Source organism: Limnobacter sp. MED105 (assembly GCF_000170915.1).
Lineage (GTDB): Bacteria > Pseudomonadota > Gammaproteobacteria > Burkholderiales > Burkholderiaceae_B > Limnobacter.
This window is the reverse complement of record NZ_ABCT01000011.1, coordinates 67,405-83,425: the sequence shown is the minus strand read 5'-3', so window position 1 is coordinate 83,425 and position 16,021 is coordinate 67,405. Positions and strand designations below refer to the sequence as shown.

General features: G+C 51.4%; 12 protein-coding genes. 4 read left to right on the top strand and 8 right to left on the bottom strand.

Translation table 11 applies throughout. The features are described 5' to 3' along the window. Nucleotides 1-26: 26 nt before the first annotated feature. The 3 genes from LMED105_RS10905 to LMED105_RS10895 all read right to left on the bottom strand — a co-directional run bounded on the left by LMED105_RS10905 (nt 27) and on the right by LMED105_RS10895 (nt 6,601). Entirely contained in the window at nt 27-1,991 is a 1,965-nt protein-coding gene (locus LMED105_RS10905; protein ID WP_050771217.1) for a PrkA family serine protein kinase, read from the bottom strand. Between the two features lie 199 nt (nt 1,992-2,190). Further along, on the bottom strand, nt 2,191-3,990 hold the full coding sequence (locus tag LMED105_RS10900; protein ID WP_198006843.1) for an MFS transporter: 1,800 nt from the start codon (nt 3,988-3,990) through the stop codon (nt 2,191-2,193). A gap of 115 nt (nt 3,991-4,105) precedes the next feature. Then, nucleotides 4,106-6,601 (bottom strand): acyl-CoA dehydrogenase, encoded by a 2,496-nt coding sequence (locus LMED105_RS10895; RefSeq protein WP_008251140.1) that lies wholly within the window; start codon nt 6,599-6,601, stop codon nt 4,106-4,108. Between the two features lie 387 nt (nt 6,602-6,988). Here LMED105_RS10895 and LMED105_RS10890 point away from each other — a divergent pair, with 387 nt between their 5' ends. Both LMED105_RS10890 and LMED105_RS10885 read left to right on the top strand, forming a co-directional pair. Continuing rightward, a complete protein-coding gene (locus LMED105_RS10890) occupies nt 6,989-7,453 on the top strand; it encodes an SRPBCC family protein (protein ID WP_008251138.1) in 465 nt (154 codons plus the stop codon). 52 nt (nt 7,454-7,505) lie between these two features. Then, a complete protein-coding gene (locus tag LMED105_RS10885) occupies nt 7,506-8,561 on the top strand; it encodes a trans-acting enoyl reductase family protein (RefSeq protein ID WP_040513248.1) in 1,056 nt (351 codons plus the stop codon). Nucleotides 8,562-8,636: 75 nt separating this feature from the next. Here LMED105_RS10885 and bamE read toward each other — a convergent pair whose 3' ends face one another. Next, nucleotides 8,637-9,476 carry an outer membrane protein assembly factor BamE gene (bamE, locus tag LMED105_RS16405; protein WP_008251134.1) on the bottom strand — a complete coding sequence of 280 codons (840 nt, stop codon included), beginning with the start codon at nt 9,474-9,476 and terminating at the stop codon, nt 8,637-8,639. Nucleotides 9,477-9,737: 261 nt separating this feature from the next. Here bamE and LMED105_RS10875 point away from each other — a divergent pair, with 261 nt between their 5' ends. Next, the gene (locus tag LMED105_RS10875) at nt 9,738-10,880 is read left to right on the top strand and encodes an NAD(P)/FAD-dependent oxidoreductase (protein WP_008251132.1); all 1,143 of its coding nucleotides are present in this window, start codon (nt 9,738-9,740) and stop codon (nt 10,878-10,880) included. A gap of 38 nt (nt 10,881-10,918) precedes the next feature. After that, the gene (gene ettA, locus LMED105_RS10870; RefSeq protein WP_008251130.1) at nt 10,919-12,580 is read left to right on the top strand and encodes an energy-dependent translational throttle protein EttA; all 1,662 of its coding nucleotides are present in this window, start codon (nt 10,919-10,921) and stop codon (nt 12,578-12,580) included. 53 nt (nt 12,581-12,633) lie between these two features. On the opposite strand, the gene LMED105_RS16400 is transcribed toward ettA, so the two are convergent. From LMED105_RS16400 to ccmE, 4 genes are read right to left on the bottom strand one after another with little or no spacing between them, the layout of a single operon-like run. After that, nucleotides 12,634-13,050 (bottom strand): cytochrome c-type biogenesis protein, encoded by a 417-nt coding sequence (locus tag LMED105_RS16400; RefSeq protein WP_008251128.1) that lies wholly within the window; start codon nt 13,048-13,050, stop codon nt 12,634-12,636. After that, on the bottom strand, nt 13,047-13,616 hold the full coding sequence (locus LMED105_RS10860; RefSeq protein WP_008251126.1) for a DsbE family thiol:disulfide interchange protein: 570 nt from the start codon (nt 13,614-13,616) through the stop codon (nt 13,047-13,049). Before LMED105_RS10860 ends, LMED105_RS16400 begins: the two co-directional genes overlap by 4 nt. Next, entirely contained in the window at nt 13,613-15,604 is a 1,992-nt protein-coding gene (locus LMED105_RS10855; protein ID WP_008251125.1) for a heme lyase CcmF/NrfE family subunit, read from the bottom strand. The genes LMED105_RS10860 and LMED105_RS10855 overlap by 4 nt, the downstream gene beginning before the upstream one ends. Next, on the bottom strand, nt 15,601-16,008 hold the full coding sequence (ccmE, locus tag LMED105_RS10850) for a cytochrome c maturation protein CcmE (protein WP_008251122.1): 408 nt from the start codon (nt 16,006-16,008) through the stop codon (nt 15,601-15,603). Before ccmE ends, LMED105_RS10855 begins: the two co-directional genes overlap by 4 nt. Between the last annotated feature and the right edge of the window lie 13 nt (nt 16,009-16,021).

The window sequence follows — 16,021 nt, the reverse complement described above, 5'->3', positions numbered from 1 at the left end:
GCAAACTCCCTATGCGTTTTGCGTGATCAAGACGCCTTTTTCACGCGCAAATGCCATTCCACCAACAAACGAACCTGTTTTTCGGTGTAGCCCTTGGCCACCATGCGATCGACAAAATTCTCGTGCTTTTCCTGGCTTTCTTTCGAACCTTTGTGATCGAAAGAAATAACAGGCAACAGGTCTTCGGTTTTCGAGAACATGCTGCGCTCGATGACTTCGCGCAACTTTTCGTAGCTGGTCCATGCAGGCATGGTGCCGGAATTGCTGGCCTGTGCACGCAACACAAAGTTAACCACTTCATTGCGGAAATCTTTTGGATTGGCAATACCCGCGGGTTTTTCAATCCGATTCAATTCCTCGTTCAGCGAGTCGCGATCAAAAATTTGCCCTGTAGCGGGGTCGCGGAACTCCTCGTTTTGAATCCATTTGTCAGCAAACTGTATGTAACGCTCGAACAGGTTTTGACCGTACTCGCTATAGCTTTCCAGGTAAGCGGTTTGAATTTCCTTGGCCACGAATTCTGCGTACTTGGGCGTCAGGTAGCTCTTGATGAAATCAAGATACTTCCGGGTTTGTTCCTCGGGCAGGTTGTCTTTAATGACCTGCTGTTCGAGCACATACAACAAATGCACTGGGTTGGCTGCCACTTCATGATGGTCGAAGTTGAATACTTTGGACAATACTTTGTAGGCCCAACGTGTGGACGAACCGTTCATGCCCTCATCGGGTCCGGACTGGTCACGGTACTCCTGAATTGGCTTGGCATGGGGATCCACATCCTTGAGGTTTTCACCGTCGTACACCCGCATTTTGCTAAACAGATTGCTGTTCGCCGGTTCTTTCAAGCGGGTCAGAACACTGAACTGCGCCATCATGTTCAGGGTTCCAGGCGCGCAAGACGCCTTGTTTAATGATGAATGCTCAAGCAATTTCTCGTAGATTTTTACCTCTTCGGACACGCGCAGGCAGTAAGGCACCTTCACGATGTACACACGGTCCAGGAACGCCTCATTGGTTTTGTTGTTGCGGAACTGTTGCCATTCCGACTCGTTGCTGTGCGCCAGAATAATGCCGTCAAATGGAATGGAGCCAAAGCCTTCCGTGCCCTTGAAGTTGCGTTCTTGGGTGGCTGTGAGCAAAGGATGCAGCATTTTGATGGGTGCCTTGAACATCTCTACGAATTCGAGCAAACCCTGGTTGGCCAGGCAAAGGCCACCGCTGAAGCTGTAAGCATCGGGATCGTCCTGGCTGAACTGGTTCAACATGCGAATGTCGACCTTTCCCACCAAGGCTGAAATATCCTGGTTGTTCTCGTCACCCGGTTCGGTTTTGGCAATCGCAATTTGATTCAAGGTTGAAGGCATTAAGCGAACCACCCGGAACTTGCGCAAGTCACCACCAAACTCCGCCAGACGCTTGGTGGCCCAAGGGCTGGCAATACCCGTCAAGTAACGGCGGGGAATGCCGTATTTGTCTTCAAGCGAAGCACCAAACTGGGCCGGATCGAACAAGCCCAATGGCGACTCGTTAATGGGTGAACCCTTCAAGGCATAGATGGGTTGCTGCTCCATCAAGGCTTTCAAACGTTCAGCCAATGAGGACTTTGCGCTACCGACAGGCCCAAGCAGGTAAAGCACCTGTTTACGCTCCTCAAGACCCTGCGCGGCGTGGCGGAAATAGGCAACAATGTTTTCAATCACCTCCTCCATGCCATAGAACTCTTTGAATGAGGGGTAACGACGCACTACACGGTTGGCAAAAATACGAGACAAACGGGGATCGTGCCGGGTGTTGATGACTTCGGGTTCGCCAATGGCATGAAGCATGCGCTCAGCCGCGCTGGCGTATGTGAGGGGGTCGGCTTTGCACAGGTCGAGGTATTCTTCGAGGCTCATCTCGGTTTGCTGCAAAGCTGCAAAACGAGACTGAAACTGACCGAAAATGTCAGAATCGCTGGAATTCAAATCACGCGGTTCAAGCTCTGTGTTCATGATGTCCTCCTGCACAACGCTTCTTTGCCTTTTACTTCGGCCGTGAACCTATTTCGCGCCCAAAGCAATCACTTTCATCTCTCGAAAAAGTTGCAAAAAACAGGCCAGCTTGTTTGTTTACATTTTTGTGCTGTTTTGGTGCTTGCAACACTTTCGAATTAACTATGCTGTTACCACTATCTCCCTGCCAAGTGGGGTATCAAACCCCTGAAACGGTTAGAGCTTCTCTTTTGTTTAGACGCCAGACTGTTTGAGAAATTGCATTTTTTTCAGCTTTTTGTTGTCGCTGCTCTTCCATAAATTCCAGCACATTCATCACCACACCCTTTTTGGCCAACACGCCGGGCATGTCATCAAGACGATACTGTTTACGCAGAAGCTCAAACATGGGTTTATCAATAGCAATAGACCGGTTCTGCTGAATATGTGACGCGATCGCCTTGATTAATTCCTTTTGGGTATCAGTTTCCGAAAGTTTGCTGAATTCGAGCACAAAGCCGTGTTTGCGCAAGCGATTCACAAACCTGGATTGTTTCAGACGCCCCGAAAGCACCACTGTCATCTCGATGGGCAAACCCGCCATGCGTTGAAGGTAATTTTCATGAAGCAAAGTTGGGAACACAATGAGGTTGCCACCCGAATCACCGAGGTGATCCATGTTTTCAATACGTGGCAAGTATTTACCTGGCACCTTAAGCAGCAGTTGAGCGCGAAGCACCACATAAGGCTGCTTGAACAACCACAGGACCAAAACCACCACATTGATTGCGGTGACTGCAGTAAACACCCACAACACCTCGCCTTTCATGGCCAGCAAAATAGCGATTGCAAACCCGGCAGAAACAACCATGAAAAAAGAATTGACAATGTTGTTGGCTGACACCACCCGCGAGCGACTCTCCTTGGGTGCAAAAGCTTGCATGGTGGCGTATAGGGGCACGCTGTACAAACCAACGCCAATGCTAATCAACACAAAAAGCCCTAGAACAGCCAGATTATTCAACTGACTAAAAAACTCGACTACAGTTCGTTGATCGGGATTGGTTTGATAGGTCACCAACACCCAATGCAGCAACACACCCGCCACTATCATGACAAGCAGGCCCCACAGCACCAAACCCATTTCAATTCGCTTGCGCGACCATTTCTCGCACAAAAACGCACCAATACCCAAACCTACGGTAAAGGCAAACAGCAAGACGGTGGCCACGCCCGGGCTGGCATTGAGTAAGGTTTTAGATAACAGCGGAAACTGGGTCAAATAGGTTGCCCCTACAAACCAAAGCCAGGAAATTCCGAGCAAAGCAGGCCAAACCTTGGGCAGATTGGTTGCCAGACTGACATTGCGCCATGTTTCTGTGAACAGGTTCCAATTCACCTTCAGATCAGGCGAATGAGAGGGCGTCAACGGCATGCGCTGCGCTTGATAGACACCCAACAGGGCCACCAGAAATCCAAACCCGCAAACGATGTAGACCGCTAGATTGCCGGTTTCTTGGCTCATCAAACTACCCGCGGCAATTGTGCCCAACAAAATTGCCATAAAGGTTGCGGATTCGACCAAAGCATTGCCCATCACCAACTCGCTCGACTTGAGTTGTTCAGGCAAATAGGCATATTTTGCAGGACCGAAAAATGCAGATTGCGTACCCAGCAAAAATACGCCAAGCACAAGTAGTTCAACTGAATTCAGGAGAAATCCAGCAGCGGTAATCAAGACAATAGGCGGCTCTAGCCACTTGGCCAAACGCATGACCTTGGTTTTGTCGAACTTGTCGGCAAGTTGCCCGCTGGTGGCTGAAAAAATCACGAAGGGAAGAATGAACAGTGCTGCGATCAGATTAATGAGCAGGCCGGGAGAAAAACTGCCGCGAAGCGCATCGTTGTAGGTCACCGCGAGGGTCACCGCGAATTTCAAAAGGTTGTCGTTGAACGCGCCAAGAAACTGCGTCCAGAAAAATGCACCAAAACGATTGTCACGAATCAATTCAATTGCCATGTATTCAGCATAGCGCAAAAAATTCTGAACGAGTAACAAAAAAGGCCCCGCTTTCGCGAGGCCTTTCGATGTTTTCACTACAACAAAATATTGTCGAAAAACTTGCCCTTTAAAATCAAGCAGCTGCCTTGTACTCCGTGACTGGCTTGGCTTCAATGATCTCGTCAGGAATTTGACCATTGGTACGCAAATAGTCTTTGCTGAAGTCGTCTGTCAGGATCGCATCGAAACGAATTGGCTCGTACTCGCGGATGCCTTGGGCCAGATCTGGGCTGATGACGTTTTTGGCCACAGCGTCTTTCAACTGGGCTTCCAGACCTTCACCCACCACCTTGCCTGAAGACACTGCTTTCAGGAAGTTGCTGTAACCAGGCTCGATGGACAACAGCTTGTCGGCAGCTTCCAGAATGCGCCCTGTCGGGTCAGACAAACCTTCACCCACGAACACCTTGTCAAGCAAGCGATTGGCGAAAGCATTGCGAGTCATCAAGAGTTCAGCCACTTCAGCATTCACCTTGTCGCTTGGACCCTTGGTTTTGCCCATGCCCAATGGGTAAGCCACGAAACTCAGCAGCTTGCCAACAGCCTTGTTGGGGAAGTTGCGGTTGAACTCGGTGAATGCCTTGTCGATTTCAAACAAAGAGTCTTCAATCGCCCATTGTGCATGTGGCAGCTCATCGGCCAACCGACCGTTGGTTTCAAAGTACTTCAGCACCGCTGTGGCCATGTACAGGTGGCTCAACACGTCACCCAGGCGGGCTGACAGGCGTTCACGGCGCTTCAGTTCGCCACCCAGTACGCCCATGGCCACGTCGGCGGTGAATGCCAGTGCAGCAGAACGGCGCTCAATGGCTTTTGCATAGTCGGCCATGGGGCCGCTGACCGGGCTTTTCGCCAGGCGGTTGCCTGTCAAACCCAGAACCAAGGCACGCATGGCGCGGTTGAAAATATGACCCAAGTGACCAAAGAATGCAGTGTCGAAATCACGCAGACCTTCTTCTTTGTTGGGGTTCTGGGCAGCCTGCATTTCTTTCAGGACCCAAGGATGACAACGGATTGCACCCTGACCAAATACGATCAGGTTACGTGTCATGATGTTCGCGCCTTCAACTGTAATGGCAACTGGCATGGCCTGGTAAGCCTGACCCAAGTAATTGCGTGGGCCAAGAATAACGGTGCGGCCACCGTGTACGTCCATGGAGCGCAGAATGATTTCACGCATCATTTCGGTCATGTGGTACTTCATCATGGCAGTAACTACTGAAGGTGCGCATTCTGCACAGGCAGTGGCGGTCAATACACGCGACGCTTCCAGCTTGTATGTCAGGCCACCGATTTTACCGGTTGCTTCCTGAACACCTTCAAAACGGCCGATCGGCATTTTGAACTGGCGACGAATGCGTGCGTAAGCGCCGGTGGCAAGGTACATGCCCCAACCGGAGGCTGCAGACAAAGCTGGCAATGAAATACCACGGCCTGCTGACAAACACTCAACCAGCATTCTCCAGCCTTTGCCAGCCATTTCGCGGCCACCAATGATGGAGGTCAGTGGGATGTAAACGTCGTTACCAATGATTGGGCCGTTCATGAACACCGCACCTGGGAAGTGGCGGCGACCAATTTGAACATTGGGAGTGTCGGCAGGCAACAAGGCACAGGTAATGCCGTAGTCGACCTTGTTTTTGTCACCCAGCAACCCTTCAGGGTCTTTCAACTTGAATGCTAAACCAACCACAGTGGCCACTGGGGCCAAGGTGATATAACGTTTGCTGAAGTTCAGCACAATGCCCAGTTCTTCTTTGCCATTCACCACGCGCTTCACAACAACACCAGTGTCAGGGATTGCTGAGGCATCGGAGCCCACTTCAGGACCGGTCAAACCGAAACATGGAATTTCGCGACCATCTACCAAGCGTGGTAGCCAGTAATCTTTCTGCTCTTGCGTACCATAGTGCATGATCAGCTCGCCTGGGCCCAAGGAGTTGGGAACCATCACGGTCACTGACGCGGTCAGCGAACGCGTTGCAATCTTCGCGACCACACAGCTTTGTGCGTAAGGGGAGAAACCCAAACCGCCGTGTTCCTTGGCGATCAACATGGCAAAGAATTTCTTCTTGCCCATGAAATCCCACACTTCTTGCGGCAGGTCTTTCAATTCGAAAGTGATCTTCCAGTCGTCGAGCATTTTGCACAGCTCTTCGGTCTCATTCTCGAGATAAGACTTTTCATCGGCAGTCAGCTCGGTGTACTTCACGTTCATCAACTTGGACCAATCTGGCTTGCCACCGAACATTTCGGCTTCCCACCAAGTGTCACCTGCTTCAAGCGCGTCCTTTTCAGTGGGGCTCATGGCTGGCAGGGCCTTGCTGAAGGCTTTGAAAATTGGTGCGGTCAGTACACCACGGCGAAGGCTGGATACATTCAGCACCACGGCGATGGGCAGATAAATTGCTGCAAACACAATGAGACCGAACTCACCGAGACCACCCAAAGCATAGAAGCCCAAAGCAGACGCGCCGATTGCGGCGGTGAAGGTCAGCAGGTTCGCACCGCTGTAGACGAGGCCGATCAGCACAACTGCTGAGAAAACGGCGAAAAGAGAATTTGACATGTTTATACCCCTTGAATGTCATCAAAGTTACTTCTAAGTTACTTAGGCGTAACATGCGCTTTCAGTGAACAACTGTCAACCTCATTGCACCAAAAAAACAGCGACTTTTCTAGAGCCTCAATTCGAAAAAAATCAATGATTTACATTGCAGCGCAGCATAATCTCTCGGCTCAATAGAAGAGAATCAGTCTGGACAACGGTTTGAACACACAATCACTCGAGTGCGCCGCAACACAGCTGTTTTTGATTGAACCCGGTATTTCACGAGATTTCACAAGCCCCCGATCAAGCGCCACCCAGTTGCCTCATCGGGCTAACAAGCGCGCCAATTAACCGATACACTTCAACCCATGCAGTACAACATCCACAATAAAAAGCGAGGGACATATGGCAGTTAACGTGAATGTGAAAATCGAAAAATCGTTCAAAGTGGCATGCAGTGCCAAGAAAGCATTCGACCAGTTGGCAGATGTTGCAGACACCGTGGCCCTGTTTCCCAAACTGGACAAAATTGTTGATCTTGGCGATGCGGTGTGGCGCTGGGAAATGGCGAAGATTGGTGCAGCAGGTATTTCTCATCAAGTGAAGTACGCAGTGAAATACACAAACGACGGCAAATCGAAAATCGACTGGAATCCGGTTCCTGGCGAAGGCAATGCCACCGTGTCGGGCGGCTGGGTAATTAAGGAAGACAGCCCCAAGGCATGTACAATCTCGTTCCGCTCCACCGGCGAGTTCGAAATGCCTGTGCCCAGACTGATGAAAGGAATTGCAGAAGGCATTGTGAAATCTGAATTCGACGCACAGGTCGGTACGTTTCTCGATCGCGTAAAAGCCAAACTGGAATCTTGAACAAAACAACAAGGGAGCCCTACACGGGCTCCAAAGCGCTTTAGGAGACGCAATGCCCTGGATGATTTACGGTGCCAATGGTTACACCGGTGAAATGATTGCACGTGAAGCCGCCAAACGCGGCATGCGCCCCATTCTGGCAGGTCGCAACGAGGCAGCAGTGACGGCCTTGGCCAACAAATTGAGTTTGCCTAGCCGTGTCTTTTCATTGAATGATGAAGCTGCGGTGCTTGAAGGCTTGAATGAGGTTGATCTGGTTTTGCATTGTGCAGGCCCGTTTTCAGAGACAGCCGAGCCGATGATGATGGCTTGCCTGCAGACCAAAACACACTACCTGGACATCACTGGTGAAATTTCTGTGTTCGAGTTGGCCCAGTCGCTGAGCGGCAAGGCGCGCAAACAAAAAATTGTGCTGTGTCCTGGCGTAGGGTTCGACGTGATTCCCACAGATTGCGTGGCTTCCCGCCTGCATGAATTGTTGCCTGATGCAACACACCTGGCATTGGGATTTGATTCCCGAAGCGGACTGTCGGCTGGCACCGCCAAAACAACAGTCGAAGCCATGAAGCTGGGTGGACGGGTGCGAGAAGATGGTGAAATCAAGGCGGTAGGCTTGGGTTACAGTACCCGTGAAATCAACTTTGGCAATGGCACCAAATTTGCAGTCACGATTCCTTGGGGCGATGTATCCACGGCATTCCACAGCACTGGGATTCGGAATATTGAGGTGTACATTCCTTCCTCACCTAAATCGGTACGGATGATGCGCGCTGCAAACCTGGCCCGCCCTATTCTAGGCATGTCTCTGATTCAAGGCATTCTGAAAAAACAGGCTGCGAAAGTGGAAGGGCCCAACGAAGAACAACGTGCCAAGATGCCAGCTTATGTGTGGGGTGAGGCAACGAATGCCGAGGGCAAAAAAGTGGTGGCGCGTGTAAAAACGGCCAACGGATATTCTTTGACAGTGATGGGATCACTGGCAGTGGCCAGCTTTATTTTGATGGAGAAGAATGTGGCAGGTGGCGCATACACTCCATCAAAACTGATGGGCAGTGATCTGGTTGAGCGTCTCGATGGCTGTGGAAAAATTCAGATTTTCGAACAGTAAATTCTCCAAGCAATCACCATAAAAAAAACCCCTTGCTGTTTGATTCAGCAAGGGGTTTTTCATTCAGGCCAAGAATTACTTCTGAAATTCTTCGCGTTGAATTTTCCAGGCACCACTGGCCTTGGACAAAGTTAGTACCTTAATACCCGAGTCATTGTAGCGATTCGATGAATAGTCTTGTTTGAATTTGACGGTGGCCAAGGCCTCGGACTGCACATCAATTTGTACATCAGACACGCTGACAGAAATGGTTTCTTTGTCAGACAAGCGTGCGCGACGCTGACCTTCCCATGCAGCGCGAGACTTTTTACCGTGTTCAAAAGTATCTGCATAGAAACCCAAATAGCCTTGAACGTCTTTGGAAGACCAGGCTGCGGCCCAGTTGCTCAACATATCGTTGATTGCCGCAGCATCGCCCACATCGGCACCAACAGCCAAACTGGGTTCTGGAGCCATCACTTCGCCTGCGCTGGCTTCAGGCGCTGCAACAGCAGACGCATCAACTGCCGGCGCCTCGGCAGGGGCTTCAGCCACAGGGGCTGGCGGTGGGGTTAACGGTGCCAAGCGCACCACTTTTTGGTCTTTAAAGTAGACAGCATAGGGTACGAATTCTTCGCTGGCTCCCTGTCCTTTTTTCAACACATAGTCCCAGCGATCGTCCTGATCTTTCGCGCTCAACATGGGCATACCCAAACGGTTTTGCACCTGAAGCGGCGACATGCCCAGCTTGATTCGGGCCAAATCGATATTCGTGATGAAATCACGCGGACCCACGTGTTCGAAATCGGAATCCAGATACTCAGGAATGTCTTTGATGCCTGTAATTGATCCGCAAGCGGCCAAAACAGTCACTGACAAAGCCAAGGCTGCGGTTTTGATAAAACGAGAAGTGCCGACGCGATCAAATGTACTCAAAGTTGTCTCCCTTTGATGTGTATTGTGTAAAAGTCGTTTGATAATAAAGGAATGTAGCAAGCCTAACTGAGAATATGGCTTGAAAACCGAATGTCTACGCGCATCTTAACCAATGCCACTCTGTTTGGTAAACACCCGTATACATTTGGATTGCGCTTACAATGCCAGTACTCAGCGTTTACGATAGCGATTGGCGATTGATAAACACCAACTATAGAAATTGACTATTGCAATTCAAGTGCAACACACAGGATTAAAACTATGAACACCACCATCATTGGCAGCGGCGTGGCCGCTTGGACTTTGGTACGAGAACTCCGCAAAGCCGACCCCGAGGCGGAAATTCGCCTGATTACCGCGGACAGCGGTGACTTTTATTCCAAGCCTATGTTGAGCAATGCACTGGCCAGCGGCAAGACAGCCGAAAGCCTGGTGATGACACCAGCAGCCAAATTTGCAGACCAGCAAAAAGTTGAACTGATCGCCAATACAAACGTGAGCTCGATCGATGCATCAACGCGCAAATTGGCCAGCAGCGCAGGCGAGTTCAGCTACGACAATCTGGTATTGGCTCTGGGTGCCGACACCATCAAACTGCCGATTGAAGGTGATGGTGCTGGCGATGTGGTGAGCGTGAACGACCTGAATGATTATGCGGAATTCAGAAAACTGCTGGACGGCAAGAAAGAAGTCGCAGTGCTGGGTGCGGGTTTGATTGGTTGTGAATTTGCCAACGATTTGTTGAAAGCTGACATTCACACCACCGTGTTTGACTTGGCCGATCGCCCTTTGGCGCGCCTGCTGCCCGAACAAGCCAGTACCTTCATGCAAAACAAACTGGCCGAGAAAGGCGTGAGCTGGAAACTGGGTCGCACAGTGAGTTCCGTTGTAAAGAACGGGGCAGGCTACACACTCACTGATTCCACAGGCGAAACAACGCAAGCTGATTTGGTGTTATCAGCCGTCGGCTTGAAGCCACGTACTGAACTTGCGAAACATGCGAATCTTGATGTGTCGCGCGGCATCGTGGTGAACAACCTTGGACAGACCAGCAACAAAAACATTTATGCCTTGGGTGATTGCGCAGAATACCTGGGCAAGTTCGTTCTGCCCTACATCATGCCAGTGATGCAAGCCGCACGCGCCATGGCGCAAACACTGGCTGGCAAGCCCACCGAGATCAAATTCCCGGCCATGCCGGTCAGCATCAAAACGCCCGATTGCCCGGCAGTGGTCAACCCACCCTTGCCTGAACATGAGGGTGAATGGGAAATAACAGCAGACGAGAACGGCGTGAAAGCCTTGTTCAAAGGCAAGGACGGTGCCCTGCTTGGCATGGCCCTGCTGGGTGAGGCCAGCAAAGAACGCCAAGCTTTAACCCCCCAACTGCCTGCGATGATTTAAAATTGCGGCAACGTTAAACCTATTGAATTGGAAACCGAATGGCCCAGTACGTCTACAGCATGAACCGCGTGGGGAAAATTGTTCCCCCCAAGCGCCAGATTTTGAAAAACATTTCGCTGAGCTTTTTCCCCGGTGCGAAAATTGGTGTGCTGGGCTTGAACGGCTCTGGCAAATCCACCCTGCTGAAAATTATGGCGGGTGTGGACAAAGACATTGAAGGCGAAGCCGTGCCCATGCCCAATTTGAACATTGGGTATTTGAGCCAGGAACCTGAACTGAACCCGGAACACACTGTGCGCCAAGCTGTTGAAGAAGGCCTGGGTGAACTGGGCATGGCCCAGCAAAAACTGGAAGAAATTTACGCTGCCTATGCCGACCCGGAAGCCGACTTTGACAAGCTGGCTGAAGAACAAGCCAAGTGGGAAGCGGTCATTTCTGCCGCAGGCAATGATGCAGAACACTTGATGGAAATTGCAGCCGATTCACTGCGCCTGCCACCCTGGGAAGCCAATGTGGCCAATTTGTCCGGTGGTGAAAAACGCCGGGTGGCTTTGTGTCGCCTGTTGATGAGCAAACCGGACATGTTGCTGCTCGACGAGCCCACCAACCACCTGGACGCTGAATCAGTGCACTGGCTAGAACAGTTCCTGCACAAGTTCCCCGGCACTGTGGTTGCTGTAACCCACGACCGCTACTTCCTGGACAACGCTGCGGAATGGATTCTGGAACTGGACCGTGGATCTGGCATTCCATGGAAAGGCAACTACAGTTCCTGGCTGGACCAGAAACAGGATCGCCTGAAGCAGGAAGAAAGCAGCGAAAGCGCTCGCCAGAAAGCCTTGAAGAAAGAATTGGAATGGGTTCGTCAAAACCCCAAAGGCCGACAAGCCAAGTCAAAGGCGCGTATTGCACGCTTTGAAGAATTGTCTAGCCATGAGTACCAGAAGCGCAACGAGACACAGGAAATTTTCATTCCTGTGGCCGAGCGTTTGGGCAATGAAGTCATCGAATTTGAAAATGTGAGCAAAGCCTTTGGCGACCGCTTGCTGATCGACAACCTCAGCTTCAAGATTCCACCTGGTGCAATTGTGGGTGTAATCGGCCCCAACGGTGCGGGTAAATCAACCCTGTTCAAAATGATTGCGGGCAAGGAAGAGCCTACCAGTGGTTCAATCAAAGTTGGCTCAACTGTGCGCATGGCTGTTGTAGACCAGGCCCGTGATTCGCTGCCCAACGACAAAACCGTGTTTGATGGCGTGGCCGATGGTGCAGACATTCTGACCGTGGGCAAGTTCGAGATGCCTTCACGCGCTTACCTGGGCCGCTTCAACTTCAAGGGTGGCGACCAGCAAAAGCTGATCGGCAATTTGTCCGGTGGTGAACGTGGCCGTTTGCACTTGGCGAAAACACTGATTTCCGGCGGCAACGTGTTGCTGCTGGACGAACCATCAAACGACCTGGACGTGGAAACACTGCGTTCGCTGGAAGACGCACTGCTGGAATTTGCGGGCACTGTGCTGGTGACATCGCACGACCGCTGGTTCCTGGACCGCATTGCCACACACATTCTTTCCTGTGAGGGCGATTCCCAGTGGGTGTTTTTTGACGGCAACTTTCAGGAATACGAAGCCGACAAAATCAAGCGACTGGGTGAAGAAGGTGCTCGCCCGAAGCGAGTGCGTTATAAGCCATTGAAGTAAAGCTGTTGTTTGATACAAAAAACCGAACCCTGAGCAATCACGGTTCGGTTTTTTTATTTCTTCGCTTCGCGCTTTCTTGCGTCGTCGTAAAGTTTTTCTGCCCAGTCACTGTCGCCGGCCATGGTGGGGGGCATATCATCCTTCGGTATTTTGTAACCCTTGCCCACTTTGCGCGCCAGCACCATGGCAATAACCAGCACCACAAAAGGACCCAGCCACAGCACCGCATTTTCCATGCTGTAAGCAGGTTTGTAGATCACAAACTCGCCATACCGGTCTTGCATGTAGCTTTTGATTTCTTCACTGGTTTTTCCGGCGCGAATTTGTTCAGCGATTTTCTCTTTCAAATCGACTGCCAAAGAAGCATGCGAATCGGCCAGCGACTGGTTTTGGCACACCAGGCAACGCAACTCGCTGGCCACTTCCTTGTACTGTTCTTTTTCAACTGCATTCAGGTCGTTCACATTCATCGGGAAGCCTCGATGGCAGGCAGTGCCATGCTGTCAAAGTAATCGGCGGGAATTGGCCCCACCTGCTTGTGAATAATGGTGTTGTTGGCACTCATCAAAAAAGTTTCGGGCACGCCATACACACCCAATTCAATGCCGTACTGGCCTTGCTGGTCCACAAGAATCAAATCGTAGGGGTTGCCATATTGCGCAAGCCAGCGGCGGGTGTTGGCCAAATCATCTTTGTAAGCCAAGCCCACCAGCTTTATTTTTTTCTGTTTGGCCAAGGCAATAAAGTGCGGGTGCTCAACCAGACAAGCCTGGCACCAGGATGCAAACACATTCAGCACCCAAGGCTGGCCTTTTAGTGCATCAATATTTTGCAGTGTTTGAATGTCGGCAATTTGCACTGCACCGGCTTCAGGCCCGGTAAAGCTGAGCACGGGCAGCACTACCGCAGGTGCAGGTTTGCCAATCAGGGCCGAGGGTAATTTTTTGGGGTCAAGCCACAAACCACGCAGCAAAAACACACCCAAAAACAACAAGACCAAAATTGGCAAATACAGGCGCAAGCGTTTCTTGATCATGACGCCACCGCATTCTTTCTGGGGCGATAACGGCGATCAAATACGGTGAGTAAACCACCCAGTGCCATGAGCGCACAGCCCCACCAAATCAGGTTGATCAAAGGCTTGTAATACAGGCGCACGCCCCACGCCCCGGCGTTTTCACTGCTTTGAACTGCATCGCCGAGGCCGATGTACACGTCGGAAAACCAATCGCTGTGAATGGCCGCTTCAGTCATGATTTGCTCTGAACTTTGATAGCGACGTTTCTCCGGTTCCAGCAAGTGGATCAAGGTGCCATCGCCACGGGTCAACTCGAACACGCCCAGAGCAGCCACATGGTTTTGCCTCTGTACGGAATCAACGCCAATGAAAGTGACACGCCATGGGCCAATTTCAGAGGTTTCTCCTGGCTTAAGCACAGAATCAGTTTCAGTCTCGAAGGTTTTTACCCAGCTGACACCCACCACAAACACCGCCACTCCCAAATGCGCAAGCACCATGCCCCAATAGGACAAGGACAAACGGCGTATGCGATAAAGCAAACCGCTTTCGGGAATGTTGGCCCCTGCTTTGCGTGTGGCCACCGCTGCGTGGGCCAGCGTGGCCACCGCCATGAACACCGCACACACCACACCAACAGCCCACAACAGGCTGAAATAACCATTGAATAGCGCTGCGCCCAACAACACCAGCACAGCCACAGCAAAAGCCACCGCCCCCGGCTTGATATATTGCGCCAAACGCGTTTCGCGCCAGCGTGAATCAGGGCCCAATGCCATCAGTAAGACCGCAGGCAACAAAATAGGCGCAAACATGGCCTCGAAGTAAGGTTGCCCCACCGACATTTTTCGACCACCAATCACCTCGACGACCAAAGGGTAAAGGGTGCCCAACATCACAGCCACCAAAGCAGCACTCATCAGCACGTTATTGGACAACAGCAGCGACTCGCGCCCAGTGGCCTTGAAGTTACCACCCTGCCCGACCTCACCTGTTTTAAGGGCATACAGAATGTAGGAAGAACCCACCACAAGAAACAACAAGGCAAGAATGAACACGCCACGTTCAGGGTCTGTTGCGAAAGCATGCACCGAGGTAAGCACACCCGAGCGAACCAGAAATGTACCCAACAGCGACAAAGCAAACGTGGTGAGCGCCAGCAGCAAAGTCCAACTGCGCAAGGCACCCCTTTTTTCAGACACGGCCAAAGAGTGGATCAATGCTGTACCCGCCAGCCATGGCATCAAGGATGCGTTTTCAACGGGGTCCCAAAACCACCAACCACCCCAGCCCAGTTCGCGATAAGCCCACCAGCTGCCCAAGGCAATACCCATGGTCAAAAAGGCCCAGGCCACATTGGTCCAGGGGCGGCTCCAGCGTGCCCAAGTCATGTCGAAGCGCCCCTCGAGCAAACCTGCCACTGCGAAAGCAAAGGTCACTGCGAAACCTACATAACCCATGTACAACAGGGGCGGATGAATGATCATGCCAATGTCTTGCAGCAGCGGGTTAAGGTCTCTTCCATCTACAGGTGTGGGGTACAGGTATTCAAAGGGGTTGCTGGCAATTAACAAATAAAGCAGAAAACCCACCAGCACCAATTGCAAGGTGGCCAGTACGCGCACTTTGAAACAGGCAGACACCTCGAATTTGGCCCATGCCACTGCTTGAGTCCAACCCGCAAACATGAGCACCCAAAGCAAAAATGAGCCTTCATGAGAACCCCAGCTTGCAGCCACCTTGTAAAAAACAGGCAAAGCCAAATTGGAATTCTCAGCCACATTGCGAACAGAGAAATCGCTGATAGCAAAGGAATACACCAAGCCAACAAAAGCAGTACTGACCAGCCCGGAGACCAGCAACACATTGCGTTGAATCGATTTCAACAAAGGAACTGCTGGATTATGGTTGTACACGCCGCGCACTGCGGCGAACCCCGCCACCGCACCAAACAGGGCCAAGACAGTGGCCAGTGCCAAACTGAACTGGGATATCAACGCGATCACTGCTCAACTCCGGGTGGCATGTAGTCTTCATCGTGTTTGGCCAACACCTCAGAGGCTTTGAATGTGGTGCCGTCCCATTGGCCATCTGCGACAACGCCTGTGCCTTCCTTGAATAAATCCGGAACAATGCCATTGAACTCAACCGGCACTTTGTTGTTCAGGTCGCTGACCACGAAACGAACTTTCAATGAGTCGGCCTCGCGTTGAACGCTGCCCACCTCGACCATGCCACCCAGGCGATAGGTTTTTTCACCTGTGGGCACTTCGCCACCCAGTATTTGAGTGGGGGTGTAGAAAAAAACCAGGTTCTCGTTAAACACTTTAACCAAGGCAATACCAAAACCCAAAGCCACCACAACAATGGCTGCCAGCCAAGCCGCGCGATGCGCGCGTGCATTACTCATTGCCTACCCCTTT